At 71.5% G+C, this 16,702-nt stretch carries 17 protein-coding genes; all 17 read right to left on the reverse strand.

Going from position 1 to position 16,702, the window contains the following annotated elements:
- Nucleotides 1-21: 21 nt before the first annotated feature.
- Nucleotides 22-810: an AAA family ATPase gene (locus tag ACFVXJ_RS08165; RefSeq protein WP_389660478.1), complete on the reverse strand. Its 789-nt coding sequence runs from the start codon at nt 808-810 to the stop codon at nt 22-24.
- Between the two features lie 108 nt (nt 811-918).
- Nucleotides 919-1,359, reverse strand: coding sequence for a type II 3-dehydroquinate dehydratase (aroQ, locus tag ACFVXJ_RS08170; RefSeq protein ID WP_389660480.1), 441 nt, complete (start codon nt 1,357-1,359; stop codon nt 919-921).
- The gene (aroB, locus tag ACFVXJ_RS08175) at nt 1,356-2,447 is read right to left on the reverse strand and encodes a 3-dehydroquinate synthase (RefSeq protein ID WP_389660482.1); all 1,092 of its coding nucleotides are present in this window, start codon (nt 2,445-2,447) and stop codon (nt 1,356-1,358) included. The genes aroQ and aroB overlap by 4 nt, the downstream gene beginning before the upstream one ends.
- Nucleotides 2,444-2,962: a shikimate kinase gene (locus ACFVXJ_RS08180; protein WP_389660484.1), complete on the reverse strand. Its 519-nt coding sequence runs from the start codon at nt 2,960-2,962 to the stop codon at nt 2,444-2,446. The genes aroB and ACFVXJ_RS08180 overlap by 4 nt, the downstream gene beginning before the upstream one ends.
- A complete protein-coding gene (gene aroC, locus ACFVXJ_RS08185) occupies nt 2,959-4,143 on the reverse strand; it encodes a chorismate synthase (protein ID WP_389660486.1) in 1,185 nt (394 codons plus the stop codon). The genes ACFVXJ_RS08180 and aroC overlap by 4 nt, the downstream gene beginning before the upstream one ends.
- 114 nt (nt 4,144-4,257) lie before the next feature.
- Complete coding sequence (locus ACFVXJ_RS08190; protein WP_389660488.1) at nt 4,258-4,449, reverse strand: hypothetical protein; 192 nt, start codon at nt 4,447-4,449, stop codon at nt 4,258-4,260.
- 10 nt (nt 4,450-4,459) lie between these two features.
- Nucleotides 4,460-5,290: a shikimate dehydrogenase gene (locus tag ACFVXJ_RS08195; RefSeq protein ID WP_389660490.1), complete on the reverse strand. Its 831-nt coding sequence runs from the start codon at nt 5,288-5,290 to the stop codon at nt 4,460-4,462.
- A 175-nt stretch (nt 5,291-5,465) separates the two neighbouring features.
- Nucleotides 5,466-7,166, reverse strand: a complete 1,701-nt coding sequence (gene mltG, locus ACFVXJ_RS08200; RefSeq protein ID WP_389660492.1) for an endolytic transglycosylase MltG — start codon at nt 7,164-7,166, stop codon at nt 5,466-5,468.
- Between the two features lie 125 nt (nt 7,167-7,291).
- Nucleotides 7,292-7,762: a Holliday junction resolvase RuvX gene (gene ruvX / locus ACFVXJ_RS08205; RefSeq protein ID WP_389660494.1), complete on the reverse strand. Its 471-nt coding sequence runs from the start codon at nt 7,760-7,762 to the stop codon at nt 7,292-7,294.
- A gap of 2 nt (nt 7,763-7,764) precedes the next feature.
- Nucleotides 7,765-10,449 (reverse strand): alanine--tRNA ligase, encoded by a 2,685-nt coding sequence (alaS, locus tag ACFVXJ_RS08210; protein WP_389660496.1) that lies wholly within the window; start codon nt 10,447-10,449, stop codon nt 7,765-7,767.
- Nucleotides 10,449-10,811: a DUF6167 family protein gene (locus ACFVXJ_RS08215; protein ID WP_389660498.1), complete on the reverse strand. Its 363-nt coding sequence runs from the start codon at nt 10,809-10,811 to the stop codon at nt 10,449-10,451. The genes alaS and ACFVXJ_RS08215 overlap by 1 nt, the downstream gene beginning before the upstream one ends.
- A gap of 8 nt (nt 10,812-10,819) precedes the next feature.
- The gene (locus ACFVXJ_RS08220; RefSeq protein WP_389660500.1) at nt 10,820-11,248 is read right to left on the reverse strand and encodes a DUF948 domain-containing protein; all 429 of its coding nucleotides are present in this window, start codon (nt 11,246-11,248) and stop codon (nt 10,820-10,822) included.
- A 181-nt stretch (nt 11,249-11,429) separates the two neighbouring features.
- Nucleotides 11,430-12,041 (reverse strand): 30S ribosomal protein S4, encoded by a 612-nt coding sequence (gene rpsD / locus ACFVXJ_RS08225; protein WP_030026606.1) that lies wholly within the window; start codon nt 12,039-12,041, stop codon nt 11,430-11,432.
- Nucleotides 12,042-12,520: 479 nt separating this feature from the next.
- Nucleotides 12,521-13,876 carry a replication-associated recombination protein A gene (locus tag ACFVXJ_RS08230; protein WP_389660503.1) on the reverse strand — a complete coding sequence of 452 codons (1,356 nt, stop codon included), beginning with the start codon at nt 13,874-13,876 and terminating at the stop codon, nt 12,521-12,523.
- Between the two features lie 41 nt (nt 13,877-13,917).
- Nucleotides 13,918-14,529 carry a vitamin K epoxide reductase family protein gene (locus tag ACFVXJ_RS08235; RefSeq protein WP_389660505.1) on the reverse strand — a complete coding sequence of 204 codons (612 nt, stop codon included), beginning with the start codon at nt 14,527-14,529 and terminating at the stop codon, nt 13,918-13,920.
- A 164-nt stretch (nt 14,530-14,693) separates the two neighbouring features.
- A complete protein-coding gene (gene hisS, locus ACFVXJ_RS08240; RefSeq protein WP_389660507.1) occupies nt 14,694-15,953 on the reverse strand; it encodes a histidine--tRNA ligase in 1,260 nt (419 codons plus the stop codon).
- A gap of 10 nt (nt 15,954-15,963) precedes the next feature.
- Entirely contained in the window at nt 15,964-16,674 is a 711-nt protein-coding gene (locus ACFVXJ_RS08245) for an MBL fold metallo-hydrolase (protein WP_361318594.1), read from the reverse strand.
- Between the last annotated feature and the right edge of the window lie 28 nt (nt 16,675-16,702).

The raw sequence follows: 16,702 nt of genomic DNA on the forward strand, positions 1-16,702 counted from the left end.
CCGTGGGCACGCACCGGGCCGTCAGTGGGCGGGCGGACCGATGACGCGGGCCAGGGTCTCGTCCAGCGCGCGCGCCGTGCCCTCCACGTCCAGCTGGGAGTTGTCGATGATCGGCAGGCCCGACCCGTACCAGCCGGCCATCCGCCCGTGGATCCGGGCGACCTCCTCGTCGGAGAGCCTGCGGTTCCCGGACCGGGCCGCGTTGCGCTCCAGGACGACCTCCAGGCCGGGCAGCAGGACGACCGGCAGCAGGGCGGGGCCCACGTGCCGCTTCCAGCCGCCGAGCCCCACCACGGGCCGGTCCGGGAAGACGGCGTCGTCCAGGATGCAGGAGATGCCGTTCGCCAGGAAGTTGCGGGCGGCGAAGCCGCAGGTGCGGCGGGCGAGGCGGTACTGGGCCTCGGAGTGGTCGTTCCAGCCCGCCTGGGGGTCCGCGAAGCCCGAGCAGACCCATTCCCGGACGTCGTCGAGGCTGACGTGGGCGGTCGGCACCGGCCGGGTGGCGGCCCAGTGCCGGGCGACGGTCGTCTTGCCCGCGCCGGCCGGGCCGATCAACAGCACCGCGAGGGTGGCCGCGCCGGTCCCGGGGGCGACGGCGGGTGGCAGCGGGATGTGCCCGGTGGCGTCCTGCCCGGGCGCCTGCGCGGGCGGCGGCGGAACGTATCCGCCGGGCTCCGGCGCCGGGAGCCGGGCGGCCGGCGGCTGCCCGGTTCCGGGCCAGCCCTGCGCCGGGGGTATGGGCGGCTGCGGGGGCGCCTGCGGATGCTGTCCCGACTGCCCCCAGCCGCCGCCCCCCACTCCTTGCTGCATCCGCTGCCACTCCGTCTCGTTCCGGCACTGATGCGAGAACGTTATCTGACCGCGGACGGCCTCCCGGCCACCCCCGCGCGCCGAAAGCGCGCCGGGCGGCCGGGAGGATCAGGCGTCGACCTCGTCCGCCAGCGCCCGCAGCGCCAGCCGGTACGAGCCCAGGCCGAAGCCCGCCACCGTCCCCGTGGCCACCGAGGCGATGACCGACGTGTGCCGGAACTCCTCGCGGGCGTACGGGTTGGAGATGTGCACCTCGATCAGCGGGGCGGTGCGCTGCGCGGCCGCGTCCCGCATGGCGTACGAGTAGTGCGTGAAGGCACCCGGGTTGATCACGACCGGGACCTTGCCGTCGGCCGCCTCGTGCAGCCAGCGCACCAGCTCGCCCTCGTCGTTGGTCTCGCGGACCTCGACGTCGAAGCCGAGTTCCGCGCCCACCGTCCGGCAGCTCTCCACCAGCCCGGCGTACGAGGTGGCCCCGTACACGTCGGGCTCGCGCGAGCCGAGCCGGCCCAGGTTCGGGCCGTTCAGGACCAGGACGCGCCGGCTCACGCGGCGACCTCGCCGAAGGCGGCGAACAGCACCGCCGGGTCCGGGCCCTCCAGCACCGTCGGCTTGGCCAGTCCGTCGAGCACGATGAAGCGCAGCAGGTCACCGCGGGACTTCTTGTCGAGCTTCATCGTCTCCAGCAGCTTGGGCCACTGGTCGCCCCGGTAGGTCAGCGGCAGCCCGACGGACGCGAGCACCGCCTTGTGCCGGTCCGCGGTCGCGTCGTCCAGCCGGCCCGCGAGCCGGCCGAGTTCGGCGGCGAACACCATGCCGACGGAGACGGCGGCGCCGTGGCGCCACTTGTAGCGCTCGTTCTTCTCGATGGCGTGCGCCAGCGTGTGGCCGTAGTTGAGGATCTCCCGCAGCCCGGCTTCCTTGAGGTCGCTGGAGACCACGTCGGCCTTGACCTGGATGGAGCGGCGGATCAGCTCGGCGGTGTGCGGGCCGGCGGGCGTGCGGGCCGCCTCGGGGTCCGCCTCGATCAGGTCGAGGATCACCGGGTCCGAGATGAAACCGGCCTTGATGATCTCCGCGAGGCCGCTGACGTAGTCGTGGACCGGCAGCGAGTCCAGGGCCGCGAGGTCGCAGAGCACACCGGCCGGCGGGTGGAAGGCGCCGACGAGGTTCTTGCCCTCGGCGGTGTTGATGCCGGTCTTGCCGCCGACGGCCGCGTCCACCATGGCCAGCACGGTGGTCGGCACCGCGATCCAGCGCACGCCGCGCAGCCAGCTCGCCGCGACGAAGCCCGCGAGGTCGGTGGTGGCACCGCCGCCCACGCCCACGATCACGTCGGTGCGGGTGAACCCGGACTGCCCGAGCGCCTTCCAGCAGTACGCCGCGACCTCTACGGTCTTGGCCTCCTCCGCGTTCGGCACCTGGATGGCGACGGCCTCGTAGCCCTGCGCCGCCAGGTCGTCCCGCAGCGCCTCACCCGTCGAGGCCAGCGCCTCGGGGTGGATGACGGCCACGCGCCGGGCCTTCGTACCGATCAGCGCGCCGAGCTCGCCGAGCAGTTGCCGGCCGACCAGCACGTCGTACGGCGCGTGTCCCGCGCTGCCGCCGACGTTGATCCGCGTCACCTGGTCTGTCATACGTCCTTCAACTCCAGAGCGTCGAGGACCGCCTGGGCGACCTCTTCGGGGGTGCGGTCGTCGGTGGTCACCACGACACGCGCGACTTCGGTGTACAGGTGGCGGCGGGCGTCCATCAGCTCGCGCCACTGGCGGCGCGGGTTGACGGCGAGCAGCGGGCGCGCGGCGCCCAGGCCGACGCGCCGTACCGCTTCCTCGACGTCCATCGACAGGTACGCCACGGGCAGGCCGGCGAGCAGTTCTCGGGTACCGGCGTCGAGGATCGCCCCGCCGCCGAGCGCGAGGACTCCGTCGTGCTCGGCGACGGCGGCCGCGACCGCCCGCCGCTCCAGCTCACGGAAGTACGGCTCGCCCTCGTCGACGAAGATGTCGGCGATCTCGCGGCCCTGGGCCGCGACGATGTCGGCGTCCGTGTCCCGGTAGGGGACGCCGAGCCGCTCGGCGAGGAGTCCACCCACCGTGGACTTGCCGGACCCCATGGGCCCGACGAGGACGATCAGGGGCCCGCCGGTCACCGGATCTGCAGGTTGTCGAGGTACGAACGGACGTTGCGACGGGTCTCCGGGACGGAGTCGCCGCCGAACTTCTCCACGACCGCGTCCGCGAGCACGAGCGCGACCATGGCCTCGGCGACGATGCCGGCGGCCGGGACGGCGCAGACGTCGGAGCGCTGGTGGTGGGCGACGGTCGCCTCGCCGGTGGCGACGTCGACGGTGGCGAGCGCGCGCGGCACCGTCGCGATGGGCTTCATGGCGGCGCGCACGCGCAGCAGCTCGCCGGTGGTCAGGCCGCCCTCGGTGCCGCCGGAGCGGCCGGTGGTGCGCTTGAGTCCCTCGGGGGTGCCGACGATCTCGTCGTGGGCCTGCGAGCCGGGCACGCGGGCCAGCTCGAAGCCGTCGCCTACCTCGACGCCCTTGATGGCCTGGATGCCCATGAGCGCGGCCGCGAGGCGCGCGTCGAGGCGGCGGTCCCAGTGCACGTGCGAGCCGAGGCCGACGGGCACCCCGTACGCGAGCACCTCCACGACGCCGCCGAGGGTGTCGCCGTCCTTGTGGGCCTGGTCGATCTCGGCCACCATCGCCTTCGAGGCGTCCGCGTCGAGGCAGCGCACCGGGTCGGCGTCGAGCTTCTCGACGTCGGCGGGGGTGGGGTAGACCCCGTACGGGGCCTTGGCGGAGGCCAGTTCGACCACGTGGGAGACGATCTCGATGCCGGCGGTCTCCTTGATGAAGGACCGGGCGATCGCGCCGAGGGCCACGCGGGCCGCCGTCTCCCGGGCGCTGGCGCGCTCCAGGATCGGGCGGGCCTCGTCGAAGCCGTACTTCTGCATGCCGGCGAGGTCGGCGTGGCCGGGGCGCGGGCGGGTCAGCGGCGCGTTACGGCCGGTGTCCTTGAGGAGGGAGGGGTCCACCGGGTCGGCCGACATGACCGTCTCCCACTTGGGCCACTCGGTGTTGCCCACCATCACCGCGATCGGGGATCCGAGGGAGAGCCCGTGGCGGACGCCGCCGAGGAAGGTGATCTCGTCCTGCTCGAACTTCATCCGGGCACCGCGGCCATAGCCGAGTCGGCGCCTGGCCAGGTGGTCGGCCACCAGCTCGGTGGTGACGGGGACGCCGGCGGGAAGGCCCTCCAGCGTCGCCACCAGGGCCGGTCCGTGCGACTCTCCCGCGGTCAGCCAACGCAACCTGCTCAACGATGCTCCTCATGCTCGCGCCTGGTACAGCCACGGCGCGATCTGGGTGCGCGGCCCGGACCCGCCGTACCCGATCCTCCCACGTCCGCACCCGTACACCGCGCTCCGGTCCAGCTATCGGACGGCCGTCCCACGCCGGCGCCACCACTGGAAACCCTCCCAGAGGGCCGCGGCGGCCGAGAGGGAGCCAATGGTCCACTTCGCCCAGGCCGGAAGCGTACCGAGCATGACCTTGGCGAACACCACGACGCCGTACGCCGCGTCCCATTTGGATGCCAGTACCTGACCGGTCCCGATCACGTCCACGCGAACCCCCTCAGCGGGCGGCGAGGGCGCGTTCGCCGGCAGTGCGCATGGCGGCGAGGGGGCCCGGGGTGCGGCCGGTCATCTGCTCGACCTGGAGCACCGCCTGGTGGACGAGCAGGTCGAGGCCGCCGACCAGGGCGCCGCCGCGGCCGGACCAGGCGGCGGCCAGCGCGGTGGGCCAGGGGTCGTACAGGACGTCGAACAGGGTGCCGGGGGCGGTGGGTACGGCGGGGGCCAGCTCGTCCGTGGCGCCGGCCGGGGTGGTGGCGACGACCAGCGGCGCCGCCAGCGCCTCGGCCGCGCGCGACCAGTCGGCGGTGCGGACGTCGACGCCGAGTCGCTCGCCCCACTGCCGCATCTCGTCGGCCCGGGCGCGGGAGCGGACGTACGCGGTGACCTCGCCGGTACAGATCCGCGCGAGCGCGGCCAGCGCCGAGGAGGCGGTGGCGCCGGCGCCGAGGATGGCGGCGGCCGGGACCTTCTCGACGCCGCGTTCGTGCAGCGCGGCCACGATGCCGGGGATGTCGGTGTTGTCGCCGAGCCGGCGGCCGTCCTCGGTGCAGACGACGGTGTTGACGGCCTCGACGGAGGCCGCAGTGTCACTGACGTCGTCGAGCAGCGGGATGACCGCCCGCTTGAGCGGCATGGTCAGCGACAGCCCGGCCCACTCCGGCCCGAGGTCGGCCATGAAGCCGGGCAGCGCAGCCTCGTCGATCTCGAACCGGTCGTAGGACCAGTCGGCGAGGCCGAGCTCCCGGTACGCGGCGCGGTGCAGCACCGGTGAGAGGGAGTGCTCGATGGGCGAACCCAGCACCGCGGCCCGCCGCACTGTCGGCTGCAATTGCGTCGCCCCTCTCGCGTGGGCCCCGCGTTTCCGCGCGGCCGGCCGGGCCTGCCCCGGGCGCGCAAAACAGTACCCCAGCCGCCGTACCGCGCGAACGACCGCCCGCGCCGCCCCCGGACGCGGGGTCCTGGGGCGGCGCGGGCGGGGTGCGGGCGGGGCCGCGGACGCGGGCCTACTGCCCGGTCTTCTGCCGCTCCTTCTCGTACTCCGCGCGGTTGCGGTTCTGTTCCTCGTTGGTCACCGCGTACAGGGTCTTCTCCTCGTTGACGGAGACGAAGTAGTACCAGGGGCCCGGCTCGGGGTTGATCGCGGCCCTGAGCGACTCGGCGCCCGGGTTGCCGATCGGACCGGCCGGCAGCCCGTGGACCTTGTACGTGTTGTACGGGTCGTCGATCTTGCGCAGGTCGTTGACGGACCCGATATCCAGGGTGCTCTGGCCCTTCATGTAGTTGACCGTGGAGTCGAAGTCCAGCAGACCGTACGTCTCCGTGTTGCCGGGCTTGAGGCGGTTGTAGACGACCCGGGCGATCTTGACGAAGTCGTGCGGGTACTTGCCCTCGGCCTGGACGAGGCTCGCGACGGTGACCAGTTCCAGCGGGCTCTTGAGACCCAGCTTGGCGGCCTGGCCCTTGACGTCGGCCTTCGTGTACTCGTCGTTCGCTCGCGCCACCATCTGCTTGAGCAGCGCGTCCGGCTTCGTGTCCTTGGTGAGGTCGTAGCGCGCCGGGTAGAGGAACCCTTCCAGCGGGTCCTTGATGTCCTTGTTGGAATTCGCCCATTCCGGCAGACCGAGGTTCTTGAACTCCTTGCCGGCGACGCTCTTCGTGGTGCCTTCCTGGAGGCCGAGCTTCTTGTCGATGGCGTCGTAGATCTGGACGTTGCGCCAGCCCTCCGCGACGGTCAGGACGTTCAGCTTCGAGGGGTCCGTCATCAGCGCGACGGCGGCGGCGGCGGACATCTTCTTCTTCAGCGGGTAGGTGCCCGGCTGGATGCCCTTGCCCTTGGGGGTGTTCGCGGCGGTGACGAACGCCTTGGCGCTCGCGACGACGCCGGCCTTCTGCAGGATGCTGCCCATCTGGCCGAGGGTGGCGCCCTTGGGGATCTCGACGTCGACCGTCTCTTCGAGGCCGGGGCCCGCGTAGTCCTCGCCCGGGCCGTACCGCTCCTTGATGAAGGTGTAGCCGTAGTACCCGCCACCGCCGAGGACGGCGGTGGCCACTACGGCCGCGACCAGACAGGACATGCCGCGGCGTCTGGGTTTGGCCTTCTTCGAACGGCCCGCGCGGCGGCCACCGCCGCCGGTGCGGCCGTCGTCGCCCTCGGGGAGCGCCGACTCCTCATCGGGGTCGTCGGTGAGGACGTCGGTGTCCCGGCTCCCCGGCTCCGGTTCCAGGTGGCGCCGGCTCGGGGGCACCGGCGGCGGGAACGCCTCCGGGGTGCCGTACAGGTCGGGGGCCTCGCCGGGGAAGCCGCCGCCGGTCTGTTGGGCGTAGGGGTCCGCCCCCGCGTACGGGTCCACCGGCGCGGGCGCGCCGGCGTACTCGTCCTGGCCGGTGTCCCACGGCCGGCCCCCGTACGCCGGCTGCGGCTGCGGCTGCGGCTGGTCGTTCGGCTGGTACTGCTGGTGCGGGAGGTAGCCCTCCTGCTGGTACTGCTGTTGCTGCTGGAACTGCTCCGGGTGCTGCTGGTACTGCTGCGGGTCCTGGAACTGGGGGTCCTGGTGCTGCGGCGCCTGCGCGTACTGCTCCTGCGGGTCACCGGCGTAAGGCATCTGACCCTGCTGGGCCGGATGCCCGTTCCACCCCTGGTCCCCGTACAAGGGGTCCTCGGGGTGCCACGGTTCGGGGGCGCGGCCCCGGCCATACTCAGTCATCGATCCCCTAGAGCCGCGAGACGGAGGCAGCGGCTCGACGCCACGGCACCCGGTTCCGCCTCTGAAGTGGTGGGCGACGGCTGTTCGAATGCCGTCACATCGCGCGGAACGTTACCGTATCGCGATCAGACAACCACTTCGACGCACTCACCGGGCGGATTACCTGATACCCGTTCGGTCTCAAGAGCGTTCTGAAGGATCACCACGGCGGCCGCCTGATCGATGACCGCCCGTCCCTTCTTCGCGTTCTTCCCGGAGGCCCGCAACCCCTGGGCGGCGGTGACCGTCGTCATCCGCTCGTCCACCAGACGGACCGTCACCGGCTTGATGCCCTTGGCGAGTTCGTTGGCGAAGACCCGCACCTTGGCCGCGGCCGGCCCCTCCCGCCCGCTGAGCGAGCGGGGAAGGCCGACCACGACTTCGAGCGGCTCGTACTCCTGCACGAGCTGCCGCAGCCGCCGGTGGGCGAACGGGATGTCCCGGCCGGGCACGGTTTCCACCGGTGTGGCCAGCACCCCGTCGGGGTCGCAGGAAGCGACCCCGATCCGGGCGTCCCCGACGTCGATGGCCAGTCGGCGGCCGCGGCGCAGCGTCATCGTCAGGCCGTCTCGGCCACGAGGCGCTCGACCGCGGCGATGGCCTCCGGCACGGCGGCCGGGTTCTGGCCGCCGCCCTGGGCCACGTCGGGCTTGCCGCCACCGCCGCCGCCGAGGGTCTTGGCGGCGGTGCGGACCAGGTCACCGGCCTTGAGACCGCGCTCGCGGGCGGCCTCGTTGGTGGCGATGACGGTCAGCGGCCGGTCGTTCGCCACGGCGAACAGGGCCACGACGGCCGGCCGGCCACCCTGTCCCGAGACCTGTCCGAGCCGTCCCCGCACGTCGAGGACCAGCTTGCGCAGGTCGTCGGCGCCGGTGCCGTCCGGTACCTGACCGACGACGAGCGCCACACCGCGGATGTCCTGGGCGTTCTCGGCGAGACCCGCGGCGGCCTGGAGGACCTTCTCCGCGCGGAACTTCTCGATCTCCTTCTCGGCGTCCTTCAGCTTGCCGAGCATGGAAGCGATCTTCTCCGGCAGCTCCTCGGGGCGGCCCTTGACCAGCTCCTGGAGCTGGGCGACGACCGTGTGCTCCTTGGCGAGGAAGTTGTACGCGTCCACGCCCACGAGGGCCTCGACGCGGCGCACGCCGGAGCCGATGGAGGACTCGCCGAGCAGCTTGACCAGACCGAGCTGGCTGGTGTTGCCGACGTGCGTACCGCCGCACAGCTCCTTGGAGAAGTCGCCGATGGTCACGACGCGCACGCGCTCGCCGTATTTCTCGCCGAACTCGGCGATGGCGCCCTGCTTCTTCGCCTCGTCGATGCTCATGATCTCGGCGGTGACGTCGAGCTCGCGGGAGAGCACGTCGTTGATCTTCTGCTCGACGTCGGTGAGGACCGAGCCGGGGACGGCGTTCGGCGAACCGAAGTCGAAGCGGAAGCGGCCGGGCGAGTTCTCCGAGCCGGCCTGGGCGGCCGTCGGGCCGAGGGCGTCGCGCAGGGCCTGGTGGGTCAGGTGCGTGGCGGAGTGGGCGCGGGCGATGGCCCGGCGGCGTCGGACGTCGATGGCGGCGTAGGCGGAGGCGCCCACGGTCACCTCGCCGACCTGCACCGATCCCTTGTGCACGGAGACACCGGGGACGGGCTGCTGGACGTCGCGGACCTCGATGACGGCGCCGGAGTCGAGCTTGATCCGACCCTGGTCGGCGAGCTGGCCGCCGCCCTCGGCGTAGAAGGGGGTGCGGTCCAGGACGACCTCGACCTCGTCGCCCTCAGAGGCGGCGGGCGCGGAGACGCCGTTGACCAGCAGGCCGACGATGGTGGACTCGCCCTGGGTGGTGGCGTAGCCGGTGAACTCGGTGGCGCCGGAGCCGTCGGCGATCTCCCGGTAGGCGGACATGTCCGCGTGGCCGGTCTTCTTGGCCTTGGCGTCGGCCTTGGCCCGGTCGCGCTGCTCCTGCATGAGGCGGCGGAAGCCGCTCTCGTCTACGGAGAGGCCCTGTTCGGCGGCCATCTCCAGGGTGAGGTCGATCGGGAAGCCCCAGGTGTCGTGGAGCAGGAACGCCTTGTCACCGGGGAGGACGGTGCCGCCGGCGGCCTTGGTCTCGCCGACCGCGGTGTCGAGGATGTTCGTGCCGCCCTTGATCGCCTTGAGGAAGGCGGCCTCTTCGGCGAGGGCGACGGTCTCGATGCGCTTGCGGTCGGTGACGAGCTCCGGGTACTGCTGCCCCATCGTGTTGATCACGACGTCCACGAGGTCGTGGACGACCGGGCCGGTGGCGCCCATGAGGCGCATGTTGCGGATGGCGCGGCGCATGATGCGGCGCAGCACGTAGCCGCGGCCCTCGTTGCCCGGGGTGACACCGTCGCCGATGAGCATCACGGAGGTGCGGATGTGGTCGGCGACCACGCGCATCGAGACGTCGGTGTCGTGCGCGGCGCCGTACCGGACGCCGGTCAGTTCGGTGGCCTTGTCCATGACCACGCGCAGGGTGTCGGTCTCGTACATGTTCCGCACGTCCTGCAGGATCATGGCGAGACGTTCGAGGCCGAGGCCGGTGTCGATGTTCTTCGACGGCAGGTCGCCGAGGATGGGGAAGTCTTCCTTCCCGTCGCCGGCGCCGCGCTCGTACTGCATGAAGACCAGGTTCCAGATCTCCACGTACCGCTCGTCGTTGACGGCCGGGCCGCCCTCGACACCGAACTCGGGGCCGCGGTCGTAGTTGATCTCGGAGCACGGGCCGCAGGGTCCGGGGACGCCCATGGACCAGAAGTTGTCCTTCTTGCCCAGGCGCTGGATCCGCTCGGCGGGGACGCCGATCTTCTCGCGCCAGATCTGCTCGGCCTCGTCGTCGTCGAGGTAGACGGTGATCCACAGCTTCTCGGGCTCCAGGCCGTAGCCGCCGTCCGCCACGGAGCTGGTCAGCAGCTCCCAGGCGTACGTGATGGCGCCTTCCTTGAAGTAGTCGCCGAAGGAGAAGTTGCCGCACATCTGGAAGAACGTGCCGTGGCGGGTGGTCTTGCCGACCTCTTCGATGTCCGGCGTACGGACGCACTTCTGCACGCTGGTGGCCCGGGGGGCCGGGGGCTTGGTCTCGCCGAGGAAGTACGGCTTGAAGGGGACCATGCCGGCGTTGACCAGCAGCAGAGTCGGGTCGTCCGCGATGAGCGACGCCGAAGGGACAACGGTGTGACCGCGCTCCTCGAAGAAGCTCAGCCAGCGGCGGCGGATTTCAGCCGACTCCATCAGTGGTCCTCATTCCGGTTGTACGAGAGTTTCGGGCGGTGGGTGGTCTGGTCGTGCGGGTCGAGCGCGACGGCCCGCGTCCGCCGCGGCCCGGGCAAGGCGGTGACGTTGCCGGTCAGGGCCGGCGTGTCGACGTCCTGGTGCAGTCCCAGTGCGTCGTTCAGCTCTTCCTCGCGCTGCGTCATTCCCGCCTTGACGTCCAGGGCGAAGTCCTTGAGGCGGTGGCCCGCCTCGACGGCCTTGTCGGCGGCTTGCGCGGCGAGGCTCTCCGGGGTCAGCTTCTTGAGCTGCCGGTTGACCTTGGTGGTGGCCCATACGCCGGCGGCCGCGCCGGCGGTGAACCAGAAGGCTCGGCGGAACATCGGAGGTCTCAGCCCTTCTGCTTCCGGCGCCGGGCGCCCGGCACCGTACGGCCGACGATCACAGTGCGTCGGGGGGTCTTGGTGGGCCCGGCGTCGGTCCGGCCCAGGGCCTTGCGCACGCCGTAGCCGAAGGCGGCGACCTTGACCAGCGGGCCGCCGAAGGTGGAGGCCACGGTCGAGGACAGGGCGGAGGCGTTGGAGGTGACCTCCTGGACGTCGCTCGCGATCGCGTCGACCCGGTCGAGCTGGGTGCGGGCGGAGCGCACGGTCGTGGAGGCGTCGGCCAGCAGCGGGACGGCCTGTTCGGTCACGTCCGCCACGAGCTTGGTGGTCGCCTTGAGCACCTGGGCCAGTCTCGCCAGGGCCACGGCGAGGAAGGAGACCAGGATGGCCCAGAAGACGGCCACGAGAATCCCGGCCACCTCTCCACCGGACACGTTCGCACCGCTCTCTGCACGTTGATCACTGCGTATGAAAAGTCTTCTCCGACCCTATCGCGCCGGAGATCCCCGGCCGTACCGGAATACCGGCCCCGGCCGGGAAAGCAGGAAGCCCGCCGGCTCCCCCGAGGGGGAACCGGCGGGCTGACCAGCCTGTGAGGCTACGACCGCCGGAAGATCAGCGGGCGTAGTACTCGACGACGAGCTGCTCGTCGCAGATGACCGGGATTTCCTTGCGGTTCGGGTCGCGGTCCAGGCGGAAGGCCAGGGCCTTCAGGTTGACCTGCAGGTAACGAGGGGTCTCGCCCTCACCCGCGTAGCCACCCTCACGGGCAACCTGGAACGGAACCTTCTCGCGGCTGCGCTCGCGCACCGTGATCACGTCGTCCGGGCGGACGCGGAACGACGGCTTGTCGACCTTGGCACCGTTGACCTCGATGTGGCCGTGAACGACCATCTGGCGGGCCTGGTAGATGGTGCGGGCGATGCCCGAACGCAGGACCAGGGCGTCGAGGCGACGCTCGAGCTCGACGACCAGCGCCTCGCCCGTCTTGCCTTCGGCCTTCTTGGCGCGGTCGTAGGCGCGAGCCATCTGACGCTCAGAGATGTCGTACTGGGCGCGCAGACGCTGCTTCTCGAGCAGACGAACCTTGTAGTCCGAGTTCTGCTTGCGGCCACGGCCGTGCTCGCCCGGCGGGTAGGGGCGGGCCTCGAAGTACTTGACGGCCTTCGGGGTCAGCGCAATGCCGAGGGCACGCGACTTCTTGACCTTGGGTCGCTTCTGGTTCACGTGGAACCTACCTCCATGTAGTTCAGGTGAGGCTTACCGTAACGAGGAGGACGTAATGTCTCGACCACATGGGATCCCCCTGCCCAGTGCGCATCGAAGTTCGGGTTCCAACGAAACGGAATCCGCTTTCGACGACGTTAAGCAAGGTCAGCCGCGTCCCAGGGAAGGCGTTCGGCAGCTCACCGGAGCCGAACGCGTACGAACCCTCGTAGAGTCCAACGCCTCAGTATCCCCCACGTCGCCGGATGCTCCTGACATCCAGGAGCCGGCGCAGCGCGGGACAGGAGAGCCGGCCGCTTGGCCGTCACCCCGGACGGGGGCGCGATCCTCCTTGTTCCCAAGGACTCCGCGGCTGCCGGGGCAGCCGCACACGCCCAGGATCCCGGCTGCCTCACAGTGATCGAGATCACGGGTACGGCGCCGGTGTCCGTGGACCATCGTATCCGAGGCCGCGGTGGGCGCGGATCCACCCTCCGGGGTCAGCCGCGCTCGCCGCGCAGGCGTTCGCGGACCTTCTCCACCACGTCCGCGTACCGCGCCTCCGCCCCGTAGCGCGTCGGCTCGTAGTACCGCTTGTCCTTGACCGCGTCCGGCGCGTACTGCTGGGCGGCGATCGCGCCCGGCACGTCGTGCGGGTAGACGTACCCCACCGCGTGGCCGAGCTTGGCCGCGCCCTTGTAGTGGCCGTCCCGCAGGTGCGCCGGGACCGCGCCGGCCAGTCCCGCCCGTACGTCCGCCAGGGCCGCGCCGATCGCCGTCGTCGCGGTGTTCGACTTGGGGGCCAGCGCCAGGGCGATCGTCACGTGCGACAGGGTCAGCGCCGCCTCCGGGAAGCCGATCATGGCCACCGCCTGCGCCGCCGCGACCGCTAGCGGCAGGGCCGTGGGGTCCGCCAGCCCGATGTCCTCGCTCGCGGAGATCATCAGGCGCCGCGCGATGAACCGGGGGTCCTCCCCCGCCTCGATCATCCGGGCCAGGTAGTGCAGCGCCGCGTCCACGTCCGAGCCCCGGATCGACTTGATCAGCGCACTCGCCACGTCGTAGTGCTGGTCGCCGTCCCGGTCGTAGGTGACGGCGGCGCGGTCGACTGCCTCCTCCATCGTCTGCAGGGTGATCTCGGGCTCGCCCTTGGCGATCGCCGACCCGGCCCCCGCCTCCAGCGCGGTCAGCGCCCGGCGGGCGTCACCGCCGGCGATGCGCAGCAGGTGCGCCTCGGCGTCGGCCGGCAGGGTCACCGCCCCGCCCAGTCCCCGCTCCTCGGTGAGCGCCCGCCGCAGCAGCGCGCGCAGGTCGTCGTCCGTCAGCGGCTCCAGCGTCAGCAGCAGGGAGCGCGAGAGCAGCGGCGAGATGATCGAGAAGTACGGGTTCTCGGTGGTCGCCGCGATGAGGGTCACCCAGCGGTTCTCGACGGCCGGGAGCAGCGAGTCCTGCTGCGCCTTGCTGAACCGGTGGATCTCGTCCAGGAAGAGGACGGTCTCCTTGCCGTAACCGCCGGCCGCCCGCCGGGCGCCCTCGATGACGGCGCGCACCTCCTTGACGCCCGCGGTGATCGCCGACAGTTCCACGAACCGCTTCTGCGTCGCCTGGCTGACCACGTAGGCGAGGGTGGTCTTCCCGGTGCCGGGCGGACCCCACAGGATCACCGAGGAGGCGCCCGCCGGTCCGCCGGCGCCTTCCCCGACCAACCGCCGCAGCGGGGCCCCGGGTTTGAGCAGGTGCTGCTGGCCCACGACTTCGTCCAGGGTGCGCGGGCGCATCCGGACGGCGAGGGGCGAGGCGGACGGGTCCTTCTCCTGGCGGTCCTCGGCGGCGGCGGTGAAGAGATCTGGTTCCACACGGGAAGCCTATGCGAGGCCACCGACAGCCGAGGGGGCCGTCAGGAGGTCCAGAAGTCCCACCAGCGGGTCAGGATCAGCATCCCGATGATCCCGACGTGCAGGACGGGCAGCACCCAGGGGAACTCGTCGAGGAAGCCGCGCAGCCATCCCGGGGCCGGCAGCATCCGGGTGCGCACGTTGTGGGCCGTGACGTACCAGAACATGAAGATCGTGGCGACCCAGGCGAGGCAGCACCACAGGCACAGCGAGTTGATGTGGTAGAGCGACTGGTACATCAGCCAGGTGCAGAAGCCGACGCCGAACAGCATGCCCGCGTTGAGGGTGAGCCAGTACCAGCGGCGAAAGCGCGCCCCGGCCAGCATGCTCATGCCGACGCAGATCACGATCCCGTAGGCGACGAGGCCGAGCATCGGGTTCGGGAACCCGAAGACGGCGGCCTGTTCGCTCTTCATGATGTTGCCGCAGGAGACGATCGGGTTCAGGCTGCAGCCCGGCGTGAAGTTCGGGTCCTCCAGCAGCTTGAACTTGTCGATGGTGATCACCCAGGCGGCCAGCAGCCCCGCCGCGCCGGTGATCACCAAGAGCAGCGCCAGGGCCCGGCTGCCGCCGAAGGTCCGGGCGGTGTCCGCTTCAGCGCCTGTTGTCGTCATCCCGCCCGCTCCACATCTGCAAGGTCATCAAGCACCGGCCATTGTGCCGTACGGGGCCGCTCCCGGGCCGTTCGTTGCGGATAAGGACCGATCCACGGGCCGCCGACGACGAGGGGGCGGGGCCGGGGACGCTCCCCCGGCCCGCCCCCTCGGGACGGCAGCGGTCAGGCCAGCTTGGCCCGCAGCACCTCGACCACCTCGGCCACGGCCACCGGGCTCTGTTCCCCGGACTCCATGTCCTTGAGCTGCACCACGCCCTCGGCCAGGTCCCGGTCGCCCGCGACGATCGCGAAGCGGGCGCCCGAGCGGTTGGCGTCCTTCATGGCGCCCTTGAGGCCCTTGCCCCCGTACGAGATGTCGGCCGCGACCCCCGCCCGGCGCAACTCGGTGACCAGCCCGAAGAGCACCGGCTTCGCCTCGCCGAGGGCCACCGCGAACACCGACGTGGCGGGCGGGATGTCCAGCTCGATGCCCTCGGCCTCCAGCGCGAGCACCGTGCGGTCCACACCGAGCGCCCAGCCCACCGACGGCAGCGCCGGTCCGCCGATCATCTCGGACAGTCCGTCGTAGCGTCCGCCGCCGCCGACCGCGGACTGCGAGCCGAGACCGTCGTGCACGAACTCGAAGGTGGTGCGCGTGTAGTAGTCCAGCCCGCGCACCAGCTTCTCGTCGTCCTCGAAGGCGACGCCGGCCGCCGTGACCAGCGTCCGCACCTCCTCGTGGTACGCCTTGCAGGCGTCGCACAGGTAATCGCGGAGCAGCGGCGCCCCGGTGAGCTGCTTCTGCACCTCGGGCCGCTTGTCGTCCAGGACGCGCAGCGGGTTGATCTCGGCCCGGCGCACGGTCTCCTCGTCCAGGTCCAGCCCGCGCAGGAAGGACTGGAGCGCCTCCCGGTACACCGGGCGGCACTCCTTGTCGCCCAGCGAGTTCAGCAGGATCCGGAAGTCACGCAGCCCGAGCGTGCGGTACGCCTGGTCGGCCAGGATGATCAGCTCGGCGTCCAGCGCCGGGTCCTCGGCGCCGATGGCCTCGGCGCCGACCTGCGAGAAGTGGCGGTAGCGGCCCTTCTGCGGACGCTCGTAGCGGTAGTACGAGCCCGAGTACCAGAGCTTGACCGGCAGGCCGCCGGCCTTGTGCAGGTTGGCCTCCAGGGCCGCGCGCAGCACGGACGCCGTTCCCTCCGGGCGCAGCGCGAGGTTCGCGCCGCCCTTCGTGGTGAGGGTGTACATCTCCTTGGTGACGATGTCGGTGGACTCACCGACACCGCGGGCGAACAGGTCGACGTCCTCGAAGCCCGGCGTCTCGACGTACCCGTAGCCGGAGGTGCGCAGGGGGCCGGAGATGGCGTCCCGGACGGCCAGGTACTTCGCCGAGTACGGCGGGATCAGGTCGTAGGTGCCCTTGGGGGCCTTGAAGGTGCTCACGGAAGTCTCGTCACATTCCTCGTCGTGGGGCGGCTGCGCCGTCCCCCAGGCCGGCGGCGACGTCCCGCAGGTACGGGTTGGTCGCGCGCTCACGGCCGATGGTGGTCTGGGGACCGTGGCCGGACAGCACCACCGTCGAGTCGTCCAGCGGCAGGCACACGCGGGCCAGCGAGCGGAGCATCTCGGCGTGGGAGCCGCCGGGCAGGTCGGTGCGTCCGATGGAGCCGGCGAAGAGCAGGTCGCCCGAGAAGAACACCGACGGGATGTCGGCCGCCTCGGGCATCCGGAAGGTCACCGACCCCTTGGTATGCCCGGGCGCGTGGGCCACCGAGAAGTCCATCCCGGCCAGCTTCAGGTCCGCCCCGTCGGTCAGCTCGCGGACGTCGTCCGGTTCGCCGATCGTCAGCTCGCCCATGAGCGGCATCCCGATGGAGCGGCCGAGCGCCTTCTCCGGGTCGCTCATCATGTAGCGGTCCTGGGGGTGGATCCAGGCCGGAACGTCGTGTGCTCCGCACACCGGGACCACCGAGGCCACATGATCGATGTGGCCGTGGGTGAGGACGACCGCGACGGGCTTGAGCCGGTGCTTGCGCAACGTCTCCTCGACGCCCTGGGTGGCCTGGTGGCCCGGGTCGATGACGACGCACTCCTCACCGGCGGCGGGGGCGACCACATAGCAGTTGGTCCCCCAGGCACCTGCGGGGAACCCGGCAATCAGCACGTTCGTCCTCAATCGTCGTCCGGCGGGA

Source organism: Streptomyces sp. NPDC058279, assembly GCF_042881255.1.
GTDB lineage: Bacteria > Actinomycetota > Actinomycetes > Streptomycetales > Streptomycetaceae > Streptomyces.